General features: G+C 73.2%; 12 protein-coding genes. 4 read left to right on the top strand and 8 right to left on the bottom strand.

Annotated features, from left to right (window positions below; translation table 11 throughout):
- Nucleotides 1–253: 253 nt before the first annotated feature.
- Together AB0P06_RS19265 and metH are read right to left on the bottom strand one after the other, a co-directional pair.
- On the bottom strand, nucleotides 254–952 hold the full coding sequence (locus AB0P06_RS19265; protein WP_363608787.1) for an HAD family phosphatase: 699 nt from the start codon (nucleotides 950–952) through the stop codon (nucleotides 254–256).
- Nucleotides 953–1096: 144 nt separating this feature from the next.
- Nucleotides 1097–4600 carry a methionine synthase gene (metH, locus tag AB0P06_RS19270; RefSeq protein ID WP_363608789.1) on the bottom strand — a complete coding sequence of 1168 codons (3504 nt, stop codon included), beginning with the start codon at nucleotides 4598–4600 and terminating at the stop codon, nucleotides 1097–1099.
- A gap of 257 nt (nucleotides 4601–4857) precedes the next feature.
- On the opposite strand from metH, the gene AB0P06_RS19275 reads away from it, so the two are divergent.
- The 3 genes from AB0P06_RS19275 (at nucleotide 4858) to AB0P06_RS19285 (ending at nucleotide 8020) form a co-directional block, all read left to right on the top strand.
- The gene (locus tag AB0P06_RS19275) at nucleotides 4858–5832 is read left to right on the top strand and encodes a hypothetical protein (protein ID WP_363608791.1); all 975 of its coding nucleotides are present in this window, start codon (nucleotides 4858–4860) and stop codon (nucleotides 5830–5832) included.
- Between the two features lie 157 nt (nucleotides 5833–5989).
- Nucleotides 5990–6817 carry an SGNH/GDSL hydrolase family protein gene (locus AB0P06_RS19280; protein WP_363608793.1) on the top strand — a complete coding sequence of 276 codons (828 nt, stop codon included), beginning with the start codon at nucleotides 5990–5992 and terminating at the stop codon, nucleotides 6815–6817.
- A gap of 249 nt (nucleotides 6818–7066) precedes the next feature.
- Nucleotides 7067–8020 carry a PAC2 family protein gene (locus AB0P06_RS19285; protein WP_363608795.1) on the top strand — a complete coding sequence of 318 codons (954 nt, stop codon included), beginning with the start codon at nucleotides 7067–7069 and terminating at the stop codon, nucleotides 8018–8020.
- A gap of 123 nt (nucleotides 8021–8143) precedes the next feature.
- Here the strand turns inward: AB0P06_RS19285 and mshC are convergent, their stop codons facing one another.
- The 6 genes from mshC to AB0P06_RS19315 all read right to left on the bottom strand — a co-directional run bounded on the left by mshC (nucleotide 8144) and on the right by AB0P06_RS19315 (nucleotide 13983).
- Nucleotides 8144–9373 carry a cysteine--1-D-myo-inosityl 2-amino-2-deoxy-alpha-D-glucopyranoside ligase gene (mshC, locus tag AB0P06_RS19290; protein WP_363608797.1) on the bottom strand — a complete coding sequence of 410 codons (1230 nt, stop codon included), beginning with the start codon at nucleotides 9371–9373 and terminating at the stop codon, nucleotides 8144–8146.
- 211 nt (nucleotides 9374–9584) lie between these two features.
- Nucleotides 9585–10457: a carbohydrate-binding protein gene (locus AB0P06_RS19295; protein ID WP_363608799.1), complete on the bottom strand. Its 873-nt coding sequence runs from the start codon at nucleotides 10455–10457 to the stop codon at nucleotides 9585–9587.
- Nucleotides 10458–10586: 129 nt separating this feature from the next.
- A complete protein-coding gene (locus AB0P06_RS19300; protein ID WP_363608801.1) occupies nucleotides 10587–11495 on the bottom strand; it encodes a helix-turn-helix domain-containing protein in 909 nt (302 codons plus the stop codon).
- A 163-nt stretch (nucleotides 11496–11658) separates the two neighbouring features.
- A complete protein-coding gene (locus AB0P06_RS19305) occupies nucleotides 11659–12456 on the bottom strand; it encodes an SCO1664 family protein (protein ID WP_363608851.1) in 798 nt (265 codons plus the stop codon).
- Between the two features lie 44 nt (nucleotides 12457–12500).
- Nucleotides 12501–13076, bottom strand: a complete 576-nt coding sequence (locus AB0P06_RS19310; protein ID WP_363608803.1) for a DUF3090 domain-containing protein — start codon at nucleotides 13074–13076, stop codon at nucleotides 12501–12503.
- 205 nt (nucleotides 13077–13281) lie between these two features.
- Nucleotides 13282–13983 (bottom strand): histidine phosphatase family protein, encoded by a 702-nt coding sequence (locus tag AB0P06_RS19315; protein ID WP_363608805.1) that lies wholly within the window; start codon nucleotides 13981–13983, stop codon nucleotides 13282–13284.
- Between the two features lie 134 nt (nucleotides 13984–14117).
- Between AB0P06_RS19315 and AB0P06_RS19320 the strand changes: the two genes are divergently transcribed.
- Nucleotides 14118–15110 (top strand): magnesium and cobalt transport protein CorA, encoded by a 993-nt coding sequence (locus AB0P06_RS19320; RefSeq protein WP_363608807.1) that lies wholly within the window; start codon nucleotides 14118–14120, stop codon nucleotides 15108–15110.
- Nucleotides 15111–15150 lie beyond the last annotated feature (40 nt).

The raw sequence follows: 15150 nt of genomic DNA on the forward strand, positions 1-15150 counted from the left end.
CGCGGGCAGGACGGGGTTGCCCGTCAGCGGCGGTGGCAGGGCTCGGGGTGGGGAACGAACTGGAGTAGCGTGCCATATCGAACACACCCCACCGATACCCGCACAGGTGACAGTTGGGACACGAGGGGACGGTGCGGGACGGGTCCACCGACGAGTTGTCAGTCAATGACCGTTTTCTCCCCGGACACCCGGGTCGACTGGCCGGTTCCGATCGCTTACCGGCCGGTAAGCCCCATGTGCAATGAGACGACAATCACACTCGCGAGGTGACCAGCGAGCGGAGCAGTTCAAGATCGATGTGCTCCAGCGAGGGCAGCACCAGCCGCCCGGGGGCGGGCTCGATCACCGCCACCGAGGGCACCGCGATCACCGGGCAGCCGGCCGCCTCGGCCGAGCGCACCCCGGTCGGCGCGTCCTCGACCACCACACAGCGGCCCGGCTCCGCGCCGAACCGCCGCGCCGCCTCCAGGTACGGGTCCGGGTACGGCTTGGTGCGCGGCACCTCGTCCCCGGCGACCGTGAAGGCGAAGTGGTGGGCGCCCAGCGACCGCAGCACGATGTCGATGATGTGCCGCTGCGAGGCCGACACCAGGGCGGCCGGAACCCCGTGCGCGGCAAGGGTGTTGAGAAGCCGTTCGGCGCCGGGCATGAGCGGCACGCCGCCCGCCAGCAGATCCACGAAGCGCTGGTTGATCAGGACGGTCAGGTCGGCCGGCGAGAGGTCCACGCCGGTGGCGGCCAGCAGGTAGTCGATCACCCGGGTCATCGGGCCGCCGACCACATGGGCGCGGTCGTTCTCGTCCAGCGCGTAGCCCAGCTCGGCGAAGAGCGAGGCCTCGGCCTGCCACCAGAAGTCCTCGGTGTCCACCAGGGTCCCGTCCATGTCCAGCAGCACCGCCTGCAGGCCCCGGCCGTGGTCGAGGGCGCGGGTGGTGGTGGAGATGGTCGTCATGGCGGGGATCCTTCCGTCCGTGCCCCGGGGCAGGCCCCTGGGGATGGCACGGGCCGGCCCGCTGGTGAGCGGACCGGCCCGTTCAGGATGATCCAGGATACGCCCCGCCCACCCGAAAAGAGCGAACGCTGCGCAGCCTCCGGGTTACCGGGCGTTGAAGTACTTGGCCTCGGGGTGGTGGATCACGATCGCGTCGGTGGACTGCTCCGGGTGCAGCTGGAACTCCTCGGAGAGCACCACGCCGATCCGCTCCGGCCGCAGCAGCTCGGCGATCTTGGCGCGGTCCTCCAGCTCCGGGCAGGCCCCGTAGCCGAGCGAGAACCGGGCGCCCCGGTACTTCAGCGCGAACATGTCCTTGACGTCCTGCGGGTCCTCGCCGGAGAAGCCCAGCTCGTAGCGGACCCGGGCGTGCCAGAACTCGGCCAGCGCCTCGGCCAGCTGCACGGAGAGGCCGTGCAGCTCCAGGTAGTCCCGGTAGGAGTTGTTGGCGAACAGCTCGTTCGCCGCCTCGGAGATCCGGTTGCCCATGGTGACCACCTGCAGGCCCACCACGTCCTTGACGCCCGACTCCTCGGGGCGGAAGAAGTCCGCCAGGCAGAGCCGCCGCCCGCGCCGCTGGCGCGGGAAGGTGAAGCGGGTGCGCTCGCTGCCGTCCTCGTTGAAGACGATCAGGTCGTCGCCCTTGGAGTTGGCCGGGTAGTAGCCGTAGACCACGGCCGCCTCCAGCCAGCCCTCGGTCTGCAGCCGGTCCAGCCACATCCGCAGCCGCGGCCGGCCCTCGGTCTCCACCAGCTCCTCGTACGAGGGCCCTTCGCCGCTGCGCGCCGCCTTGAGGCCCCACTGGCCCTTGAACAGCGCGTCCTCGTCCAGCCAGGAGGCGTAGTCGGCGAACGGCACGCCCTTGACGATCCGGTCGCCCCAGAACGGCGGGGTGGGGACGGTGTTGTCGACGGCGACGTCCGAGCGGACCTGGCCGAGGTTGGTCTCGGGCTCCTCCACGACCTCGGTGCGGGCGTGCCGGCGCTGCTTGAGCTCCGGCAGGGTCGCGCCGGGCACACCGCGCTTGACCGCGATCAGCGCGTCCATCAGCCGCAGGCCCTCGAAGGCGTCCCGGGCGTAGCGGACCTCGCCCTCGTAGATCTCGTGCAGGTCCTGCTCGACGTAGGCGCGGGTGAGCGCGGCGCCGCCGAGGATCACCGGGTAGTCGGCCGCCAGCTTGCGCTGGTTCAGCTCCTCCAGGTTCTCCTTCATGATCACGGTGGACTTCACCAGCAGGCCGGACATCCCGATCACGTCCGCCCGGTGCTCCTGGGCGGCGTCCAGGATCGCCGAGACCGGCTGCTTGATGCCCAGGTTGACCACGTTGTAGCCGTTGTTGGACAGGATGATGTCGACCAGGTTCTTGCCGATGTCGTGGACGTCGCCCTTGACGGTGGCCAGCACGATGGTGCCCTTGCCCTCGTCGTCGGACTTCTCCATGTGCGGCTCCAGGTGGGCCACCGCGGTCTTCATCACCTCGGCGGACTGCAGCACGAACGGCAGCTGCATCTGGCCGGAGCCGAACAGCTCGCCGACCACCTTCATGCCGGCCAGCAGCGTGCTGTTGACGATCTCCAGCGCCGGACGCTCCGTCAGCGCCTCGTCCAGGTCGGCCTCCAGGCCGTTGCGCTCGCCGTCGATGATCCGGCGCTGGAGGCGCTCCTCCAGCGGCAGCGCCGCCAGCTCCTCCGCCTTGGACGCCTTCATCGAGGTCGAGGAGACGCCCTCGAAGAGCTGGAGCAGCTTCTGCAGCGGGTCGTAGCCCTCGCTGCGGCGGTCGTAGACCAGGTCGAGGGCGACCTCGCGCTGGTCCTCGGGGATCCGGGCCATCGGCAGGATCTTGGAGGCGTGCACGATCGCGGAGTCCAGGCCCGCCTCGACGCACTCGTTCAGGAAGACCGAGTTGATCACCATGCGGGCGGCCGGGCTCAGCCCGAAGGAGATGTTGGACAGGCCCAGGGTGGTCTGCACGTCCGGGTGGCGGCGCTTGAGCTCGCGGATCGCCTCGATGGTCTCGACGCCGTCCCGGCGGGACTCCTCCTGGCCGGTGCCCAGGGTGAAGGCCAGGCAGTCGACCAGGATCGAGCCCTCGTCGATGCCGTACTCGGTGGTGAGCTGGGCGATCAGCCGCTCGGCGATGGCGACCTTGGTCTCGGCGGTGCGGGCCTGGCCCTCCTCGTCGATGGTGAGGGCGATCAGGCCCGCACCGTGCTCGCGGGCCAGCGAGGCGATCCGCCCGAACCGGGTGTCCGGGCCGTCGCCGTCCTCGTAGTTGACCGAGTTGAGCAGGGCGCGGCCGCCGAGCGCCTCCAGGCCCGCGCGCAGCACGTCCGGCTCGGTGGAGTCCAGCACGATCGGCAGGGTGGAGGCGGTGGCCAGCCGGCCGGCGATCTCCTTCATGTCGGCGACGCCGTCGCGGCCGACGTAGTCCACGCAGAGGTCCAGCAGGTGGGAGCCGTCGCGGATCTGGTCGCGGGCGATCTCCACACAGGCCTGCCAGTCGCCGGCCAGCATCGACTCGCGGAACTTCTTCGAGCCGTTGGCGTTGGTCCGCTCGCCGATCGCCAGGTACGAGGTGTCCTGGCGGAACGGCACCGCCTGGTACAGCGAGGCCGCCGAGGGCTCCGGGCGCGGGTCGCGCGAGGCGATCGGACGGCCCTGGACCCGCTCGACCACCTGGCGCAGGTGCTCGGGCGTGGTGCCGCAGCAGCCGCCGACCAGCGAGAGGCCGTACTCGCGGGTGAAGACGTCGTGCGCCTCGGCCAGCTCGGCCGGGGACAGCGGGTAGTGGGCGCCGTCCTTGCCCAGCACCGGCAGGCCCGCGTTCGGCATGCAGGAGAGGCCGATCTTCGCGTTCTTGGCCAGGTAGCGCAGGTGCTCGCTCATCTCGGCCGGGCCGGTGGCGCAGTTCAGGCCGATGTAGTCCACGCCGAGCGGCTCCAGCGCGGTCAGCGCGGCGCCGATCTCCGAGCCCAGCAGCATGGTGCCGGTGGTCTCCACGGTCACCTGGACCAGCACCGGCAGATCGAGGCCGGCCTCGGCGAGCGCCCGCTTGGAGCCGAGGATGGCGGCCTTGGTCTGGAGCAGGTCCTGGCTGGTCTCCACCAGCAGCGCGTCGGCACCGCCGGCGATCAGGCCGGCCGCGTTCAGCTGGAAACCGTCCCGCAGCGTCTCGTACGGGGCGTGGCCGAGCGTCGGCAGCTTGGTGCCGGGGCCGATCGAGCCGAGCACCCAGCGGACCCGGCCGTCGGTGTGCGCGTCGGCGGCCTCACGGGCGATCCTGGCGCCGGACTCGGACAGCTCGAAGATCCGGTCGGGGATGTCGTACTCGCCGAGCGCCGAGAAGTTGGCGCCGAAGGTGTTGGTCTCCACGCAGTCCACGCCGACCGCGAAGTACGCGTCGTGGACCGAGCGCACGATGTCGGGGCGGGTGACGTTCAGGACTTCGTTGCAGCCTTCCAGGTTCTGGAAGTCCTCCAGGCTCGGGTCCTGCGCCTGGAGCATGGTGCCCATCGCTCCGTCGGCTACCACCACCCGGGTGGCGAGCGCCTCGCGCAGCGCGTTCGCGCGGCTCTGCTGAGTGATGGACGGGTCGGCTGCAGTGGCCATGGGGCTTCTCCCTGGGTGCGACGGCTGTCGGCTTTGCGGCCCCGCTGACTCGGGGACGCACGTGGCCAGGGTATCCGGCCCACGGCGCGAGCCGGTGGGCATTCCGTATCCTGAGCGCTCTGCCGCAAGGGGGGAGCAACTGCATGGCCAAGTTCCGGACAGGCATTCGGCGGGCGGGAACAATCCTGGGGGTACCGTTCCGGGCCCTCCGGACCAGGTGGCGCGGCTGGTCGCGGTGGCGCAGATCACTCGCGGTGGTGCTGGTCGCGCTGACCGTACCGGTGGCGTCGATCGGCGCGGGGGCGCTGGCCCTGCGGCTGCAGTACACCGGGGACGCCTCCCCCGAGGCCCGCACCCGGGGCCGGGACGCGGTCTGGCTGGGGCACGCCTGGGTGGACGGCCGCAAGACCGAGGAGGACATCGCCGCACTCGCCGCCCGGCTCGCCGGCACCGGCATCCGCGACCTGTACGTCCACACCGGCCCGCTGGAGCACGACGGCTCGCTGCCGCCGTCCGTCCACCCGAGGGCCCGCTGGTTCACCGACGCCGTGCACCGGGCGATGCCGCGGATCCGGCTGCAGAGCTGGCTCGGCGACGAGGTCAAGCCCGAGAAGGACGCCCTGGACCTGGAGGACGCCGCCACCCGGGACCGGGTCACCGCCTCCGCCCGCCAGGTGCTCGACCTCGGCTTCGACGGGGTGCACTTCGACATGGAGCCGATCCGCCCCGGCTCGGCCGGCTGGCTCTCGCTGCTCGACCAGGTCGGCGAGGTGACCTCCGGGCGCGGCGCGCAGCTGTCGGTCGCCGCCCCGCAGATCGACCCGGTACCCGGGCTGCACACCGCCGGGATCCTGCTCACCGACCACGGCAAGTGGTGGGACCGGGCCTACTTCGCCGAGACCGCCCGCCGGGTCGACCAGATCGCGGTGATGACCTACGACTCCAGCATGCCGACCGAGCCCCTGTTCGGCGGCTACGTCGCCCTGCAGACCGAGCTCGCGCTGGAGGCCACCCCGGAGGACGTGGACCTGCTGATGGGCCTGCCGTTCTTCTGGGAGGACAAGTGGGGCCACTGGGGCAAGGCCGAGACGGTCGACGCCGCCGTGCGCGGCGTCCGGCTCGGCCTCGGCCGGCAGGACCTGCGGCGGCAGAACTTCGGCGTCGCGCTGTACGTGGACTTCGCCGCCACCCCGGAGCACTGGGACTCCTACCGGCGCGGCTGGGTGCGCTGAACCGCGCCCGCCCCGGCCGGCGGTGGATCGTGGCGCCCCCGACCGGGAGGTGGCGCCACCAGGGCGGGATGTGACGATGCGTCATGGTTCGGCTACGATCCGTGCCTGACGGGTCGAGGCGGACCGCGCCCGGCCGTCGGACCCCCGGAGAACCGCCGTGCAGCGCCACCGCCCGCCGGCCGCCCTGGCCGCCGCCCCGCTCCTCGCCCTCTGTGTCGCCGTGCCCGCCCACGCGGCCGGCGGGTACACCGTCGACACCCCGCCCCGGTACGCCGCACTGGGCGACTCCTACGCCGCCGGGGTCGCGGCCGGCCCCTACGAACAGGACAGCGGCGACTGCCACCGCAGCGCCCGCGCCTACCCCGCGCTCTGGGCCGCCGACCACGGTGCCACCGACGTCCTGGCCGCCGCGTGCGCCGGGGCCACCACGGCGGACGTCCAGCGCGACCAGCTGCCGAAGGTCGGGGCCGACACCACCGTGGTGACCCTCACCGTCGGCGGCAACGACCTCGGTTTCGCCGACGCCGCCGGGAGCTGCCTGCAGCCGCTCACCACCGACGGCCGCTGCGACAAGGCGCTGGACGAGTCCGAGCGCCGGCTGCGCGAGGAGCTGCCCGACCGGCTCTCCGCCCTCTACGACGGCGTCCGGGCCGCCGCCCCGGCCGCCCGGGTGGTGGTCACCGGCTACCCGCACCTGCTGCGGACCGGCACCACCTGCCTGATCGGCACCGACGCCCGCCGGCAGCGGTTCAACGCGCTCACCGACGGGCTCGACGAGCTGATCAACCGTCAGGCCGAAGCCCGGGGCTTCGCCTTCGCGGACGTCCGGGCACCGTTCGAGGGCCACGGCGTCTGCGCGGGCGCGGGGCGGGAGTGGATCACCGGAATCGTGCTGACCAGGCTCTGGGAGTCCTTCCACCCCACCTCCGAGGGCCAGTCCCTCGGCTATCTCCCGGCCGTCACGGCCGCCACCGGGCCCCGGTAGACACGGCGGCCGGCGGCTGCCGTCGGCGCCCTGCGGATATCCGCTGGATCATGGCGCCCCGCTCCCCCAGACTGTCCCGGTGCCCGGCCGTGCCGCGCATCAAAGCCCGTAGGCTGGGCAGGTAGGGACCATGGAGCGAGGCGTTCCATCGGTGACGAGAGGTTCGACAGTCGGCAGCCGGCCCGTCGGCGCCCCGGCAGGCCAGCCGGGGCGGTGCACGGCCGTCCGCCGACCGGAGGGAGACACTGGGTGATCGAGCTGGAAGATGTTCCCGAGTTGATCGACCCGGTGATGGTCTGCGCCTTCGAGGGCTGGAACGACGCGGGCGACGCCGCCTCCGCGGCTCTGGCACATCTGGACGAGACCTGGGGCGGCAAGGTGTTCGCCGCCCTGGACGCGGAGGACTACTACGACTTCCAGGTCAACCGGCCGACGGTCTGGCTGGACGGCGGCATCCGCCGGATCACCTGGCCCACCACCCGGCTCTCGGTGATCCGGGTGACGGAGCCCAAGACCCGGGACATCGTCCTGGTGCGCGGTATCGAGCCCAGCATGCGCTGGCGCTCGTTCTGCAACGAGCTGCTCGGCTTCGCGCACGAGCTGGGCGCCGAGCTGGTGGTGATCCTGGGCGCGCTGCTCGGCGACACCCCGCACAGCCGCCCGGTGCCGGTCAGCGGGGTGACCTCCGACCCGGAGCTGGCCCGCCGGCTGGACCTGGAGGAGAGCCGCTACGAGGGGCCCACCGGGATCGTCGGGGTGCTGCAGGAGGCCTGCGCGCACGCCGGTGTGCCGGCCGTCACGCTCTGGGCGGCGGTGCCGCACTACGTCGCGCAGCCGCCGAACCCCAAGGCGACCCTGGCGCTGATCAACAAGCTGGAGGACCTGCTGGACCTGCGCATCCCGCCGGGCGAGCTCGGCGAGGACGCCCGGGCCTGGCAGCTCGGCGTGGACCAGCTCGCCGCCGAGGACAGCGAGGTGGCCGAGTACGTCCAGCAGCTGGAGGAGGCGCAGGACACCGCCGAGCTGCCGGAGGCCTCGGGCGACGCGATCGCCCGGGAGTTCGAGCGCTATCTGCGCCGCCGGGAGAACGTCGGCCCGACGGGCGAGAAGCCCATCGCCGGGCACGCGACCACGGCGGAACGGCCGAACGACCCCGAGGCGCCGGGCGCCCGGGAGAGCCAGGACGGCGGCGAGGACGACTGACGCGTCCGCCCGGGTGGACGGGTGGACGGGCTTACGGCATGCCGAAGGGGCGTCAGGACCAGTGGTCCTGACGCCCCTTCGACCGTCGCGGCCGGGCCGCGCCTACGGCTTGTCCGGCACGCCTCAGAGCGCGACGCCGAGCAGGGCGTCCACGGTGCGCGAGACCAGGCCGGGCGCGCCGATGTCCGTCCCGCCCTCGGCGTCCTGGAGGGCGGCCCAGCGGTCGACGGCGGCCAGCGCGGCGGGCGCGTCCAGGTCGTGCGCGAGCGCCTCGCGGACCGCGGCGAGCAGCGCCTCCGCCGGCGGGCCGTCCGGGCGGGAGACCGCCGCGCGCCAGCGGGCCAGGCGCTCCACGGCCTCGTCCAGGGTGCCCTTCGTCCACTCCCAGTCCTCGCGGTAGTGGTGCGAGAGCAGGGCGAGGCGGATCGCCGCCGGGTCGACGCCCTCACGGCGCAGCGCCGAGACGAAGACCAGGTTGCCGCGGGACTTGGACATCTTGTGCCCGTCCAGGCCGACCATGCCGGCGTGCACGTACGCCTTGGCGTACGGGTGGTGGCCGGTGGCGACCTGGGCGTGGGCGGCGCCCATCTCGTGGTGCGGGAAGGAGAGGTCGCTGCCGCCGCCCTGGATGTCGAAGGACATGCCGAGGTAGCGCAGGGCGATGGCGACGCACTCGATGTGCCAGCCGGGGCGGCCGTGGCCGAGCTCGGTGTCCCAGGCGGGCTCGCCCGGGCGGGCGGAGAGCCAGAGCAGGGCGTCGAGCGGGTTGCGCTTGCCCGGGCGGTCCGGGTCGCCGCCGCGTTCGGCGAAGACCGGCCGCATGGCCTCGGGGGTGAGGCCGGAGACCTCGCCGAAGTGCGGGTCGGACTCGACCGAGAAGTAGATGTCGCCGTCCACCTCGTAGGCGGCTCCGCTCGCCAGCAGCTTCTGGACCAGCGGGACGATCCACGGGATCGACTCCACGGCGCCGATGTAGTGGGCCGGCGGGAGCAGCCGCAGGGCGGTCATGTCCTCGCGGAACAGGGCCGTCTCGCGCTCGGCGAGCTCCGTCCAGTCCTGGCCGGTGGCGACGGCGCGCTCCAGCAGCGGGTCGTCCACGTCGGTGACGTTCTGCACGTACAGGACGTCGTGGCCGGCGTCCTTCCACACTCGCTGCGCCAGGTCGAAGGCGTTGTAGGTGGCGGCGTGGCCCATGTGGGTCGCGTCGTAGGGCGTGATGCCGCAGACGTAGATCCGGGCGGTGCCGTCCTGCGGCACGACCTCCCGGATACAGCCCGCTGCGGTGTCGTGGATACGAAGGGGGAGCCCCTGACCAGGCAGGGCGGGAACCTCGGAGGCGGGCCAGGCATGCATGGAACTGACTTTAACCTCGCGAACATTTGAAAGCCTAACCAGTACGCAAGATCGACTGGATTCGCTTCCAGGCGTTGCCTGAGCGCTTCCCGACTGATACGGACCGGCTCTTGACCCGGTCCGAACGGGGCCGTACACCCCGGCGGTGAGCGCCCGGCCGACCCTGCCGCCGACCGGGCGCCCGGCTCCTCGGGGGAGGCGGCCGGAGCCGCTACAGCCGCTTCCAGAGGGCCGGCACGTTCGGCGGCTCCCAGCCGGTGACGGCGGTGTGCCCCTGGAGGCACTGGTAGGAGACGCCGGAGTAGGTGACGCGGTCGCCCGCGTTGTAGAGCGTGCCCACGGTCCAGCTGCCGCCGGGCGGGGTGGTCGGGGGCGTGGTGGGCGTGGTGCTGGGGCCCGGGCTGGTCGGCGGGGTGGTGGGTGTCTGCGGGACGTTCAGGACGAAGTCGTAGGTGCCCTCCTTCGCCGAGCCGACCTGGCGGACGTTCATCAGCAGCCGCGCGTCGTAGATGGTGTCGGTGCTGTTGCGCGGCTCACCCGGGAAGTAGAGCTGGGTGGTGAGCACCGGGCGGCCGGGCGCCTGGAGCTTCACGTGGATGTGCCGGGTGCGGCCCGGGTAGAGGCCGGGGACGATGGTGGTGAGGCTGAACGCGCCCTGGGCGTCGGTGAACTGGTGGCCGCGGAAGGTGAACCCGACGTTGTCGTAGGCGCCGTTGACGTCGGCCTGCCAGAAGTCGAGCAGGACGCCCGCGATCGGCAGGCAGGCCCGGCCGAAGACGTAGCCGCTGACGGTCAGCCGGGTGCCGGGGGTGCTGTTGGTGATCAGCGAGGTCCGCAGCGGGGAGTTGGGCTTGAAGTAGGGGCCCTCGGTCTGCTCGATGGTGGGATCGTCGCCGTCGTGGCAGGCGGGGGTGAGGCCGGGCGCCTCGCCGGTGCCGGCCCGGTCGCGGGCCAGCGCGACCCCGCCGCCGACCAGTAGCGGGGCGGTGCCGAGCACCGCGGCGGCCCTGAGGACCGTCTTGCGGCTGATCCGGCGGTCGATCAGGCCCTCCGGCCCGGGGGTGGGCTCTTCGGATGCGGGCATGCGCCGACTCCTTCGTGGGGGTGGGACTGGAGATGGGTGGGCGACCCTTGCCGTGGTGGGGGCATGACAAGGACCGGGCCGGCGGTCGCCCGGACGAACCGGGCCGGCCACCGGCGGCCAGCAGTCAACCTACGGGGCGTCCGGGGCCGCGGCGATGGACGCGATCCGGGGATCGTGGTGATTTCCTCCGACCCGGGCCCGGAACTCCCCCGGCGTCATCCCGGTCTCCCGGCGGAAGAAGCGGCAGAAGTAGGCCGGATCACCGAAGCCGGCCTCCCGAGCAACCTGACGAATCGTCAAATCGGTGCAGGCCAGCAGTCGTTTGGCCTCCAGGGTCTGCTGCTGGCGGATCAGCCGGCCCGGCGTCCGGCCGGTGACCTGCTTGACCAGAGTCTGCAGATGGCCGGGCGAGACGCCCAACTCCTGCGCACAGGAGGCCACCGAGCGCTGCTCCCCGCCCGGCAGACCGATCAACCGGGTGAAGGCGGAGGCCAGTTCGGCCGACCGGCCGGGCGCCGCACCGCCCTCGCCGGGGACCGCGGCCCGCAGCGCGCGGACGATCAGGATGTGCAGGCTCGCCCGCAGCACACCCGCGTAACCGGGCGCCCTGGTCCGGTACTCGTGCTCCATGTCGGCCAGCAGCGCGCCGATGGCGCCGGCCTGTTCACCGAGCCGCAGACCGGGCCGGGCGGCCAGGGTGCGCAGCGCGGTGAGGTCCTTCGGCTGCGAGAACAGGAAGTCCTCGTTGAACAGCACGACCTGTCCGGTGAGACCGTCCGCGTCCGCCCAGTAGTGCACCTGGCCGGGCGCGATCACGCACAACTGGGGCGGCCGCAGCGGCCGGTGGACCAGGTCGAGCACGTGGGCACCGCGGCCTCCGGTGACGAGGACGATCTCGTAGAAGGAGTGCCGGTGGGGGAAGCCCGCGCGGGAGAGCGGGCCGATGGTGTCGAAGCTGCCGATCGCGAAGGGCAGCAGGTGCGGCAGCGGGACCTGGAGACGGTGCATCGGCAGGTCCAGCGTGCGGGTGTCGCTCATCGGCCGGTCCGGTGGGGCGCGGTCGGCGGGTTGGGGGTGGTCCGTCGCTCGTCCATCGGAGCAGTCTGCGGCCGCTCGCGCCACCGGTCCAGACCACTGAGGTGCCGTCCGGCCGGTCGTGCGCCCGGCGGGACGGGCCGGACCGGGCCCGGGGCACGGGCGGTCAGATCGGCGGCCAGGGGATGGACGGCCACTCCTCGGACGGCAGCGGGTGCCGGCCGGTGCGGCGGAGTTCGGCCACCCGGGCGCGGGCGGCGGCGAGTTCGGCCGCGGTCAGGTGCGGGGCGAGCCGCTCGCCGAGGGCACCGTCCAGCTGCTCGGCGAGCCCGGCCAGCACCTCCAGCGCCTCGTCGGGCAGCGGCTGCCCGGCCCAGCCCCAGAGCAGGGTACGCAGCTTGCCCTCGGTGTTGAAGGTGACACCGTGGTCGATGCCGTAGATCCGGCCGTCGGCGGCGGCGATCAGATGACCGCCCTTGCGGTCGGCGTTGTTGAGGACGGCGTCCAGCACCGCCATCCGGCGCAGCCGCCGGTCGTCGGGGTGGACCAGCAGCGCGGTCCGGCCGTCGCCGACCTCCGCGCGGACGATCGGCAGCCAGCCGGCCTCCGGGCCCCGCGGATCCTGGAGGGCGAGCAGCGGATCGGCGCCCGGGTCCGGCTCGACCCAGAGCTGCACCATGCCCGTCCCGTACGGGCCCTCGCGCAGCACCGTGGGCGGTATCAGCGCCCAGCCGGTGGCGGCGGCGAGCTCGTACGCGGCGACCTCGCGGCCGGCCAGCGTGCCGTCCGGGAAGTCCCAGAGCGGGCGTTCACCGGCGACCGGCTTGTAGACGGCCTGCGCGGTCAGCGAGTCCAGCGTGACGCTGCAGTAGAGCGCCGCGTTGGAGGCGTCGGTGAGCCTGCCGTGGACGGTCAGCTCGCCCTCGCGCAGCAGCAGCAGAGCGGTGGGCACGTCGGCGGCCAGGGCCGCGGCGGCGGCCGGGTCGGCCTCGGGCGGGGTCTCGGTGTTCAGCGCCGGTAACCGTTCGCGCGCGGGCACAGGTGGCCCTCCGGGTCGAGCGGCAGGTTGCAGAACGGGCAGGGCTTGCGGCCGGCCGCGACCAGGTCCAGCGCCCGCTTGGCGAACACCCGGGCCATCGCGCCGGAGAGCCGCACCCGCAGCATGTCGGGGCCTTTCTCGTCGTCCTCGAAGACCGCCTCGGCGGCGTCCCCGCCGTCCTCCTCCTCGTCCTCGATCACCGCCTGCGCCTCGACCACCAGGCAGCCGTCGATGCTGTCCCAGGCCAGGGCCATGGTGCCGACCCGGAACTCCTGCTCCAGTGGCAGGTCGAGCGGCGCGGTGTCGAGCAGGTCCTGCGGGGCGGCGGCCGGGATGGCGGCGTCGCCGCCGCTGCGCCGCAGGGCCTCGTCGAGGACCTCCTCGATCCGCTCCGCGAGCGCGGCGACCTGGGTCTTCTCCAGCAGCACGCTGGTGATCCGCCCCCGGGCGCTGGCCTGCAGGTAGAACGCCCGGGCGCCGGGCTGGCCGACGGTGCCGGCCACGAACCGTTCGGGCTGGTCGTAGAAGAAGACCTGACGGGGCACGCTCTCGCTCCGGATCGTGTCGATCGAGTCGATCGTATGGATCGTTATGACGTCATGGGTTGGGCTGTGGCGGGGCTCGCTAGTCACCCTACGACCTCCCGGCCGGGGCCGGGGAGCCGAGTCGGTGACCGGCGGGTGGCCGGGCGGTGGCGGCCGGGTCGCCGCGGGCGGACCCGGCCACGGCGGGCCGGCCGCGGGACCGGCCTCAGGCGGTGCCGGTGGCGCCGCCGACCACCGCGTCCCCGGCCGGAGCGCCCTGGCCGCCGCCCGTTCCGGGGGCGAGCGAGGAGAGGTCGCCGGTGTCGCCCATTCTCAGCACGAAGGGCCGCTGCGGGGTGTAGCGGATCGCGGTGACCGAGCAGGGCTCGACGCTGATCCGCTGGAAGTGGTCGAGGTGCAGGCCGAGGGCGTCGGCCACCACGGCCTTGATCACGTCGCCGTGCGAGCAGGCGATCCAGACCGCGTCCCCGCCGTGGTCGGCGGCGATCTTCTCGTTCCACTCGCGGACGGCGCTCACCGTACGGTGGCTCAGCTCACGCAGCGACTCCCCGCCGGGGAAGGCGGCCGCGGCAGCGTGGTCCTGGACGGTGCGCCAGAGCGGCTCCCCGGCCAGCTCGGCGAGCGGGCGGCCGGTCCACTCCCCGTAGTGGCACTCGCCGAGGCGGTCGTCCTCGGTGGGCGCGCCCAGCTCGGGCCGGGCGGCGAGCAGCGGCTCCAGGGTCTGCCGGCAGCGGTCCAGCGGGCTGCTGACCACCCGGGCCAGCGGGATGCCGGCGAGCCGGCCGGCCAGCGTGGCGGCCTGGGCGCGCCCGGTGTCGTCGAGGTCCACCCCGGGCGTCCAACCGGCCAGGATTCCGGCGGTGTTCGCGGTGGAGCGGCCGTGGCGGACGAGCAGCAGGGTGGGCATGGGGCCTAGCGTACGACCTCCCGGCCGGGATCCGCTCCGGGCCCGGACCGGTACGACGGGCGGGGACGGCCGGGGGCCGGACCGGTACGACGGCCGGGGCGAGGTGGCCCCACGACGGCCGTGCAGGGGTCAGAATGTCCCGCATGATCGTCCACTGCGCCATCTACCGCGACGGCCTCCGGATCGAGGCGCCCGCCGACCACACCGGCGCCCTGGCCGCCGCGCGGGCGGCCGGCCGGGGCAGCTTCGTCTGGATAGGCCTGTTCGAGCCGACCGCCGAGGAACTCGACCAGGTCAGCAAGGAGTTCTCGCTGCACCCGCTGGCCGTCGAGGACGCCGTCAGCGCGCACCAGCGCCCCAAGATCGAGGCCTACCAGGGCTCGCTGTTCGTGGCGCTCAAGACGCTCGGCTACCACCCCGGCGGGCACGCGGTGACCAGCGGCGAGGTGATGGTCTTCGTCGGCGAGGACTTCGTGATGACGGTCCGCCACGGCACCGACAGCCCGCTCAGCGGCCTGCGGGCCCGCCTGGAGGAGCAGCCTGAGCTGCTGCGGTACGGCCCGAGCGCGGTGCTGCACTCGGTCTGCGACACGGTGGTGGACGGGTACGCCGACGTCGCCACCGGGCTCCAGGCCGACCTGGACGAGCTGGAGGCCGACGTCTTCGCCCCCGGCCGGGTCGGCCGCGACAACGCCGGGCGGATCTACGGCTACAAGCGCCAGCTGATGACGGTCCGCCGGGCCACCGGCCCGCTGCTGGAGCCGATGCTGCGGCTGGAACGCGGCGGGGTGCCGTTCATCACCCCCCGGGCGCTGCCGTACCTGCGGGACGTCGCCGACCACCTGGCCCGGGCCAACGACCAGGTGGACGGCATGGACCGGCTGCTGTCGGACATCCTGAGCGCCAACCTGGCGCAGGTCAGCGTGCAGCAGAACAACGACATGCGGAAGATCTCGGCCTGGGCGGCGCTGGCCGCCGTGCCGACCATGATCGCGGGCGTGTACGGGATGAACTTCGCCGACATGCCCGAGCTGCGCCAGCCCTGGGGGTACCCGGCGGCGCTGTCGCTGATGGTGGCGGTCTGCGTGGTGCTGCACCGGGTGTTCAAGCGGCACGACTGGCTGTAGCGCGCGGCCGGCCGGGCCCGCCCCGAGTCCCCGGGGCGGG

This window comes from Kitasatospora sp. NPDC088351, assembly GCF_040685575.1.
In the GTDB taxonomy this organism is placed as follows: domain Bacteria; phylum Actinomycetota; class Actinomycetes; order Streptomycetales; family Streptomycetaceae; genus Kitasatospora.

What these genes read in the sequence shown, in the direction of transcription:
- mshC (WP_363608797.1), bottom strand. Translation starts at nt 9,373, where the DNA reads ATGCATGCCTGGCCCGCCTCCGAGGTTCCCGCCCTGCCTGGTCAGGGG.
- AB0P06_RS19295 (WP_363608799.1), bottom strand. Translation starts at nt 10,457, where the DNA reads ATGCCCGCATCCGAAGAGCCCACCCCCGGGCCGGAGGGCCTGATCGAC.
- AB0P06_RS19265 (WP_363608787.1), bottom strand. Translation starts at nt 952, where the DNA reads ATGACGACCATCTCCACCACCACCCGCGCCCTCGACCACGGCCGGGGC.
- metH (WP_363608789.1), bottom strand. Translation starts at nt 4,600, where the DNA reads ATGGCCACTGCAGCCGACCCGTCCATCACTCAGCAGAGCCGCGCGAAC.
- AB0P06_RS19320 (WP_363608807.1), top strand. Translation starts at nt 14,118, where the DNA reads ATGTCCCGCATGATCGTCCACTGCGCCATCTACCGCGACGGCCTCCGG.
- AB0P06_RS19300 (WP_363608801.1), bottom strand. Translation starts at nt 11,495, where the DNA reads ATGAGCGACACCCGCACGCTGGACCTGCCGATGCACCGTCTCCAGGTC.
- AB0P06_RS19315 (WP_363608805.1), bottom strand. Translation starts at nt 13,983, where the DNA reads ATGCCCACCCTGCTGCTCGTCCGCCACGGCCGCTCCACCGCGAACACC.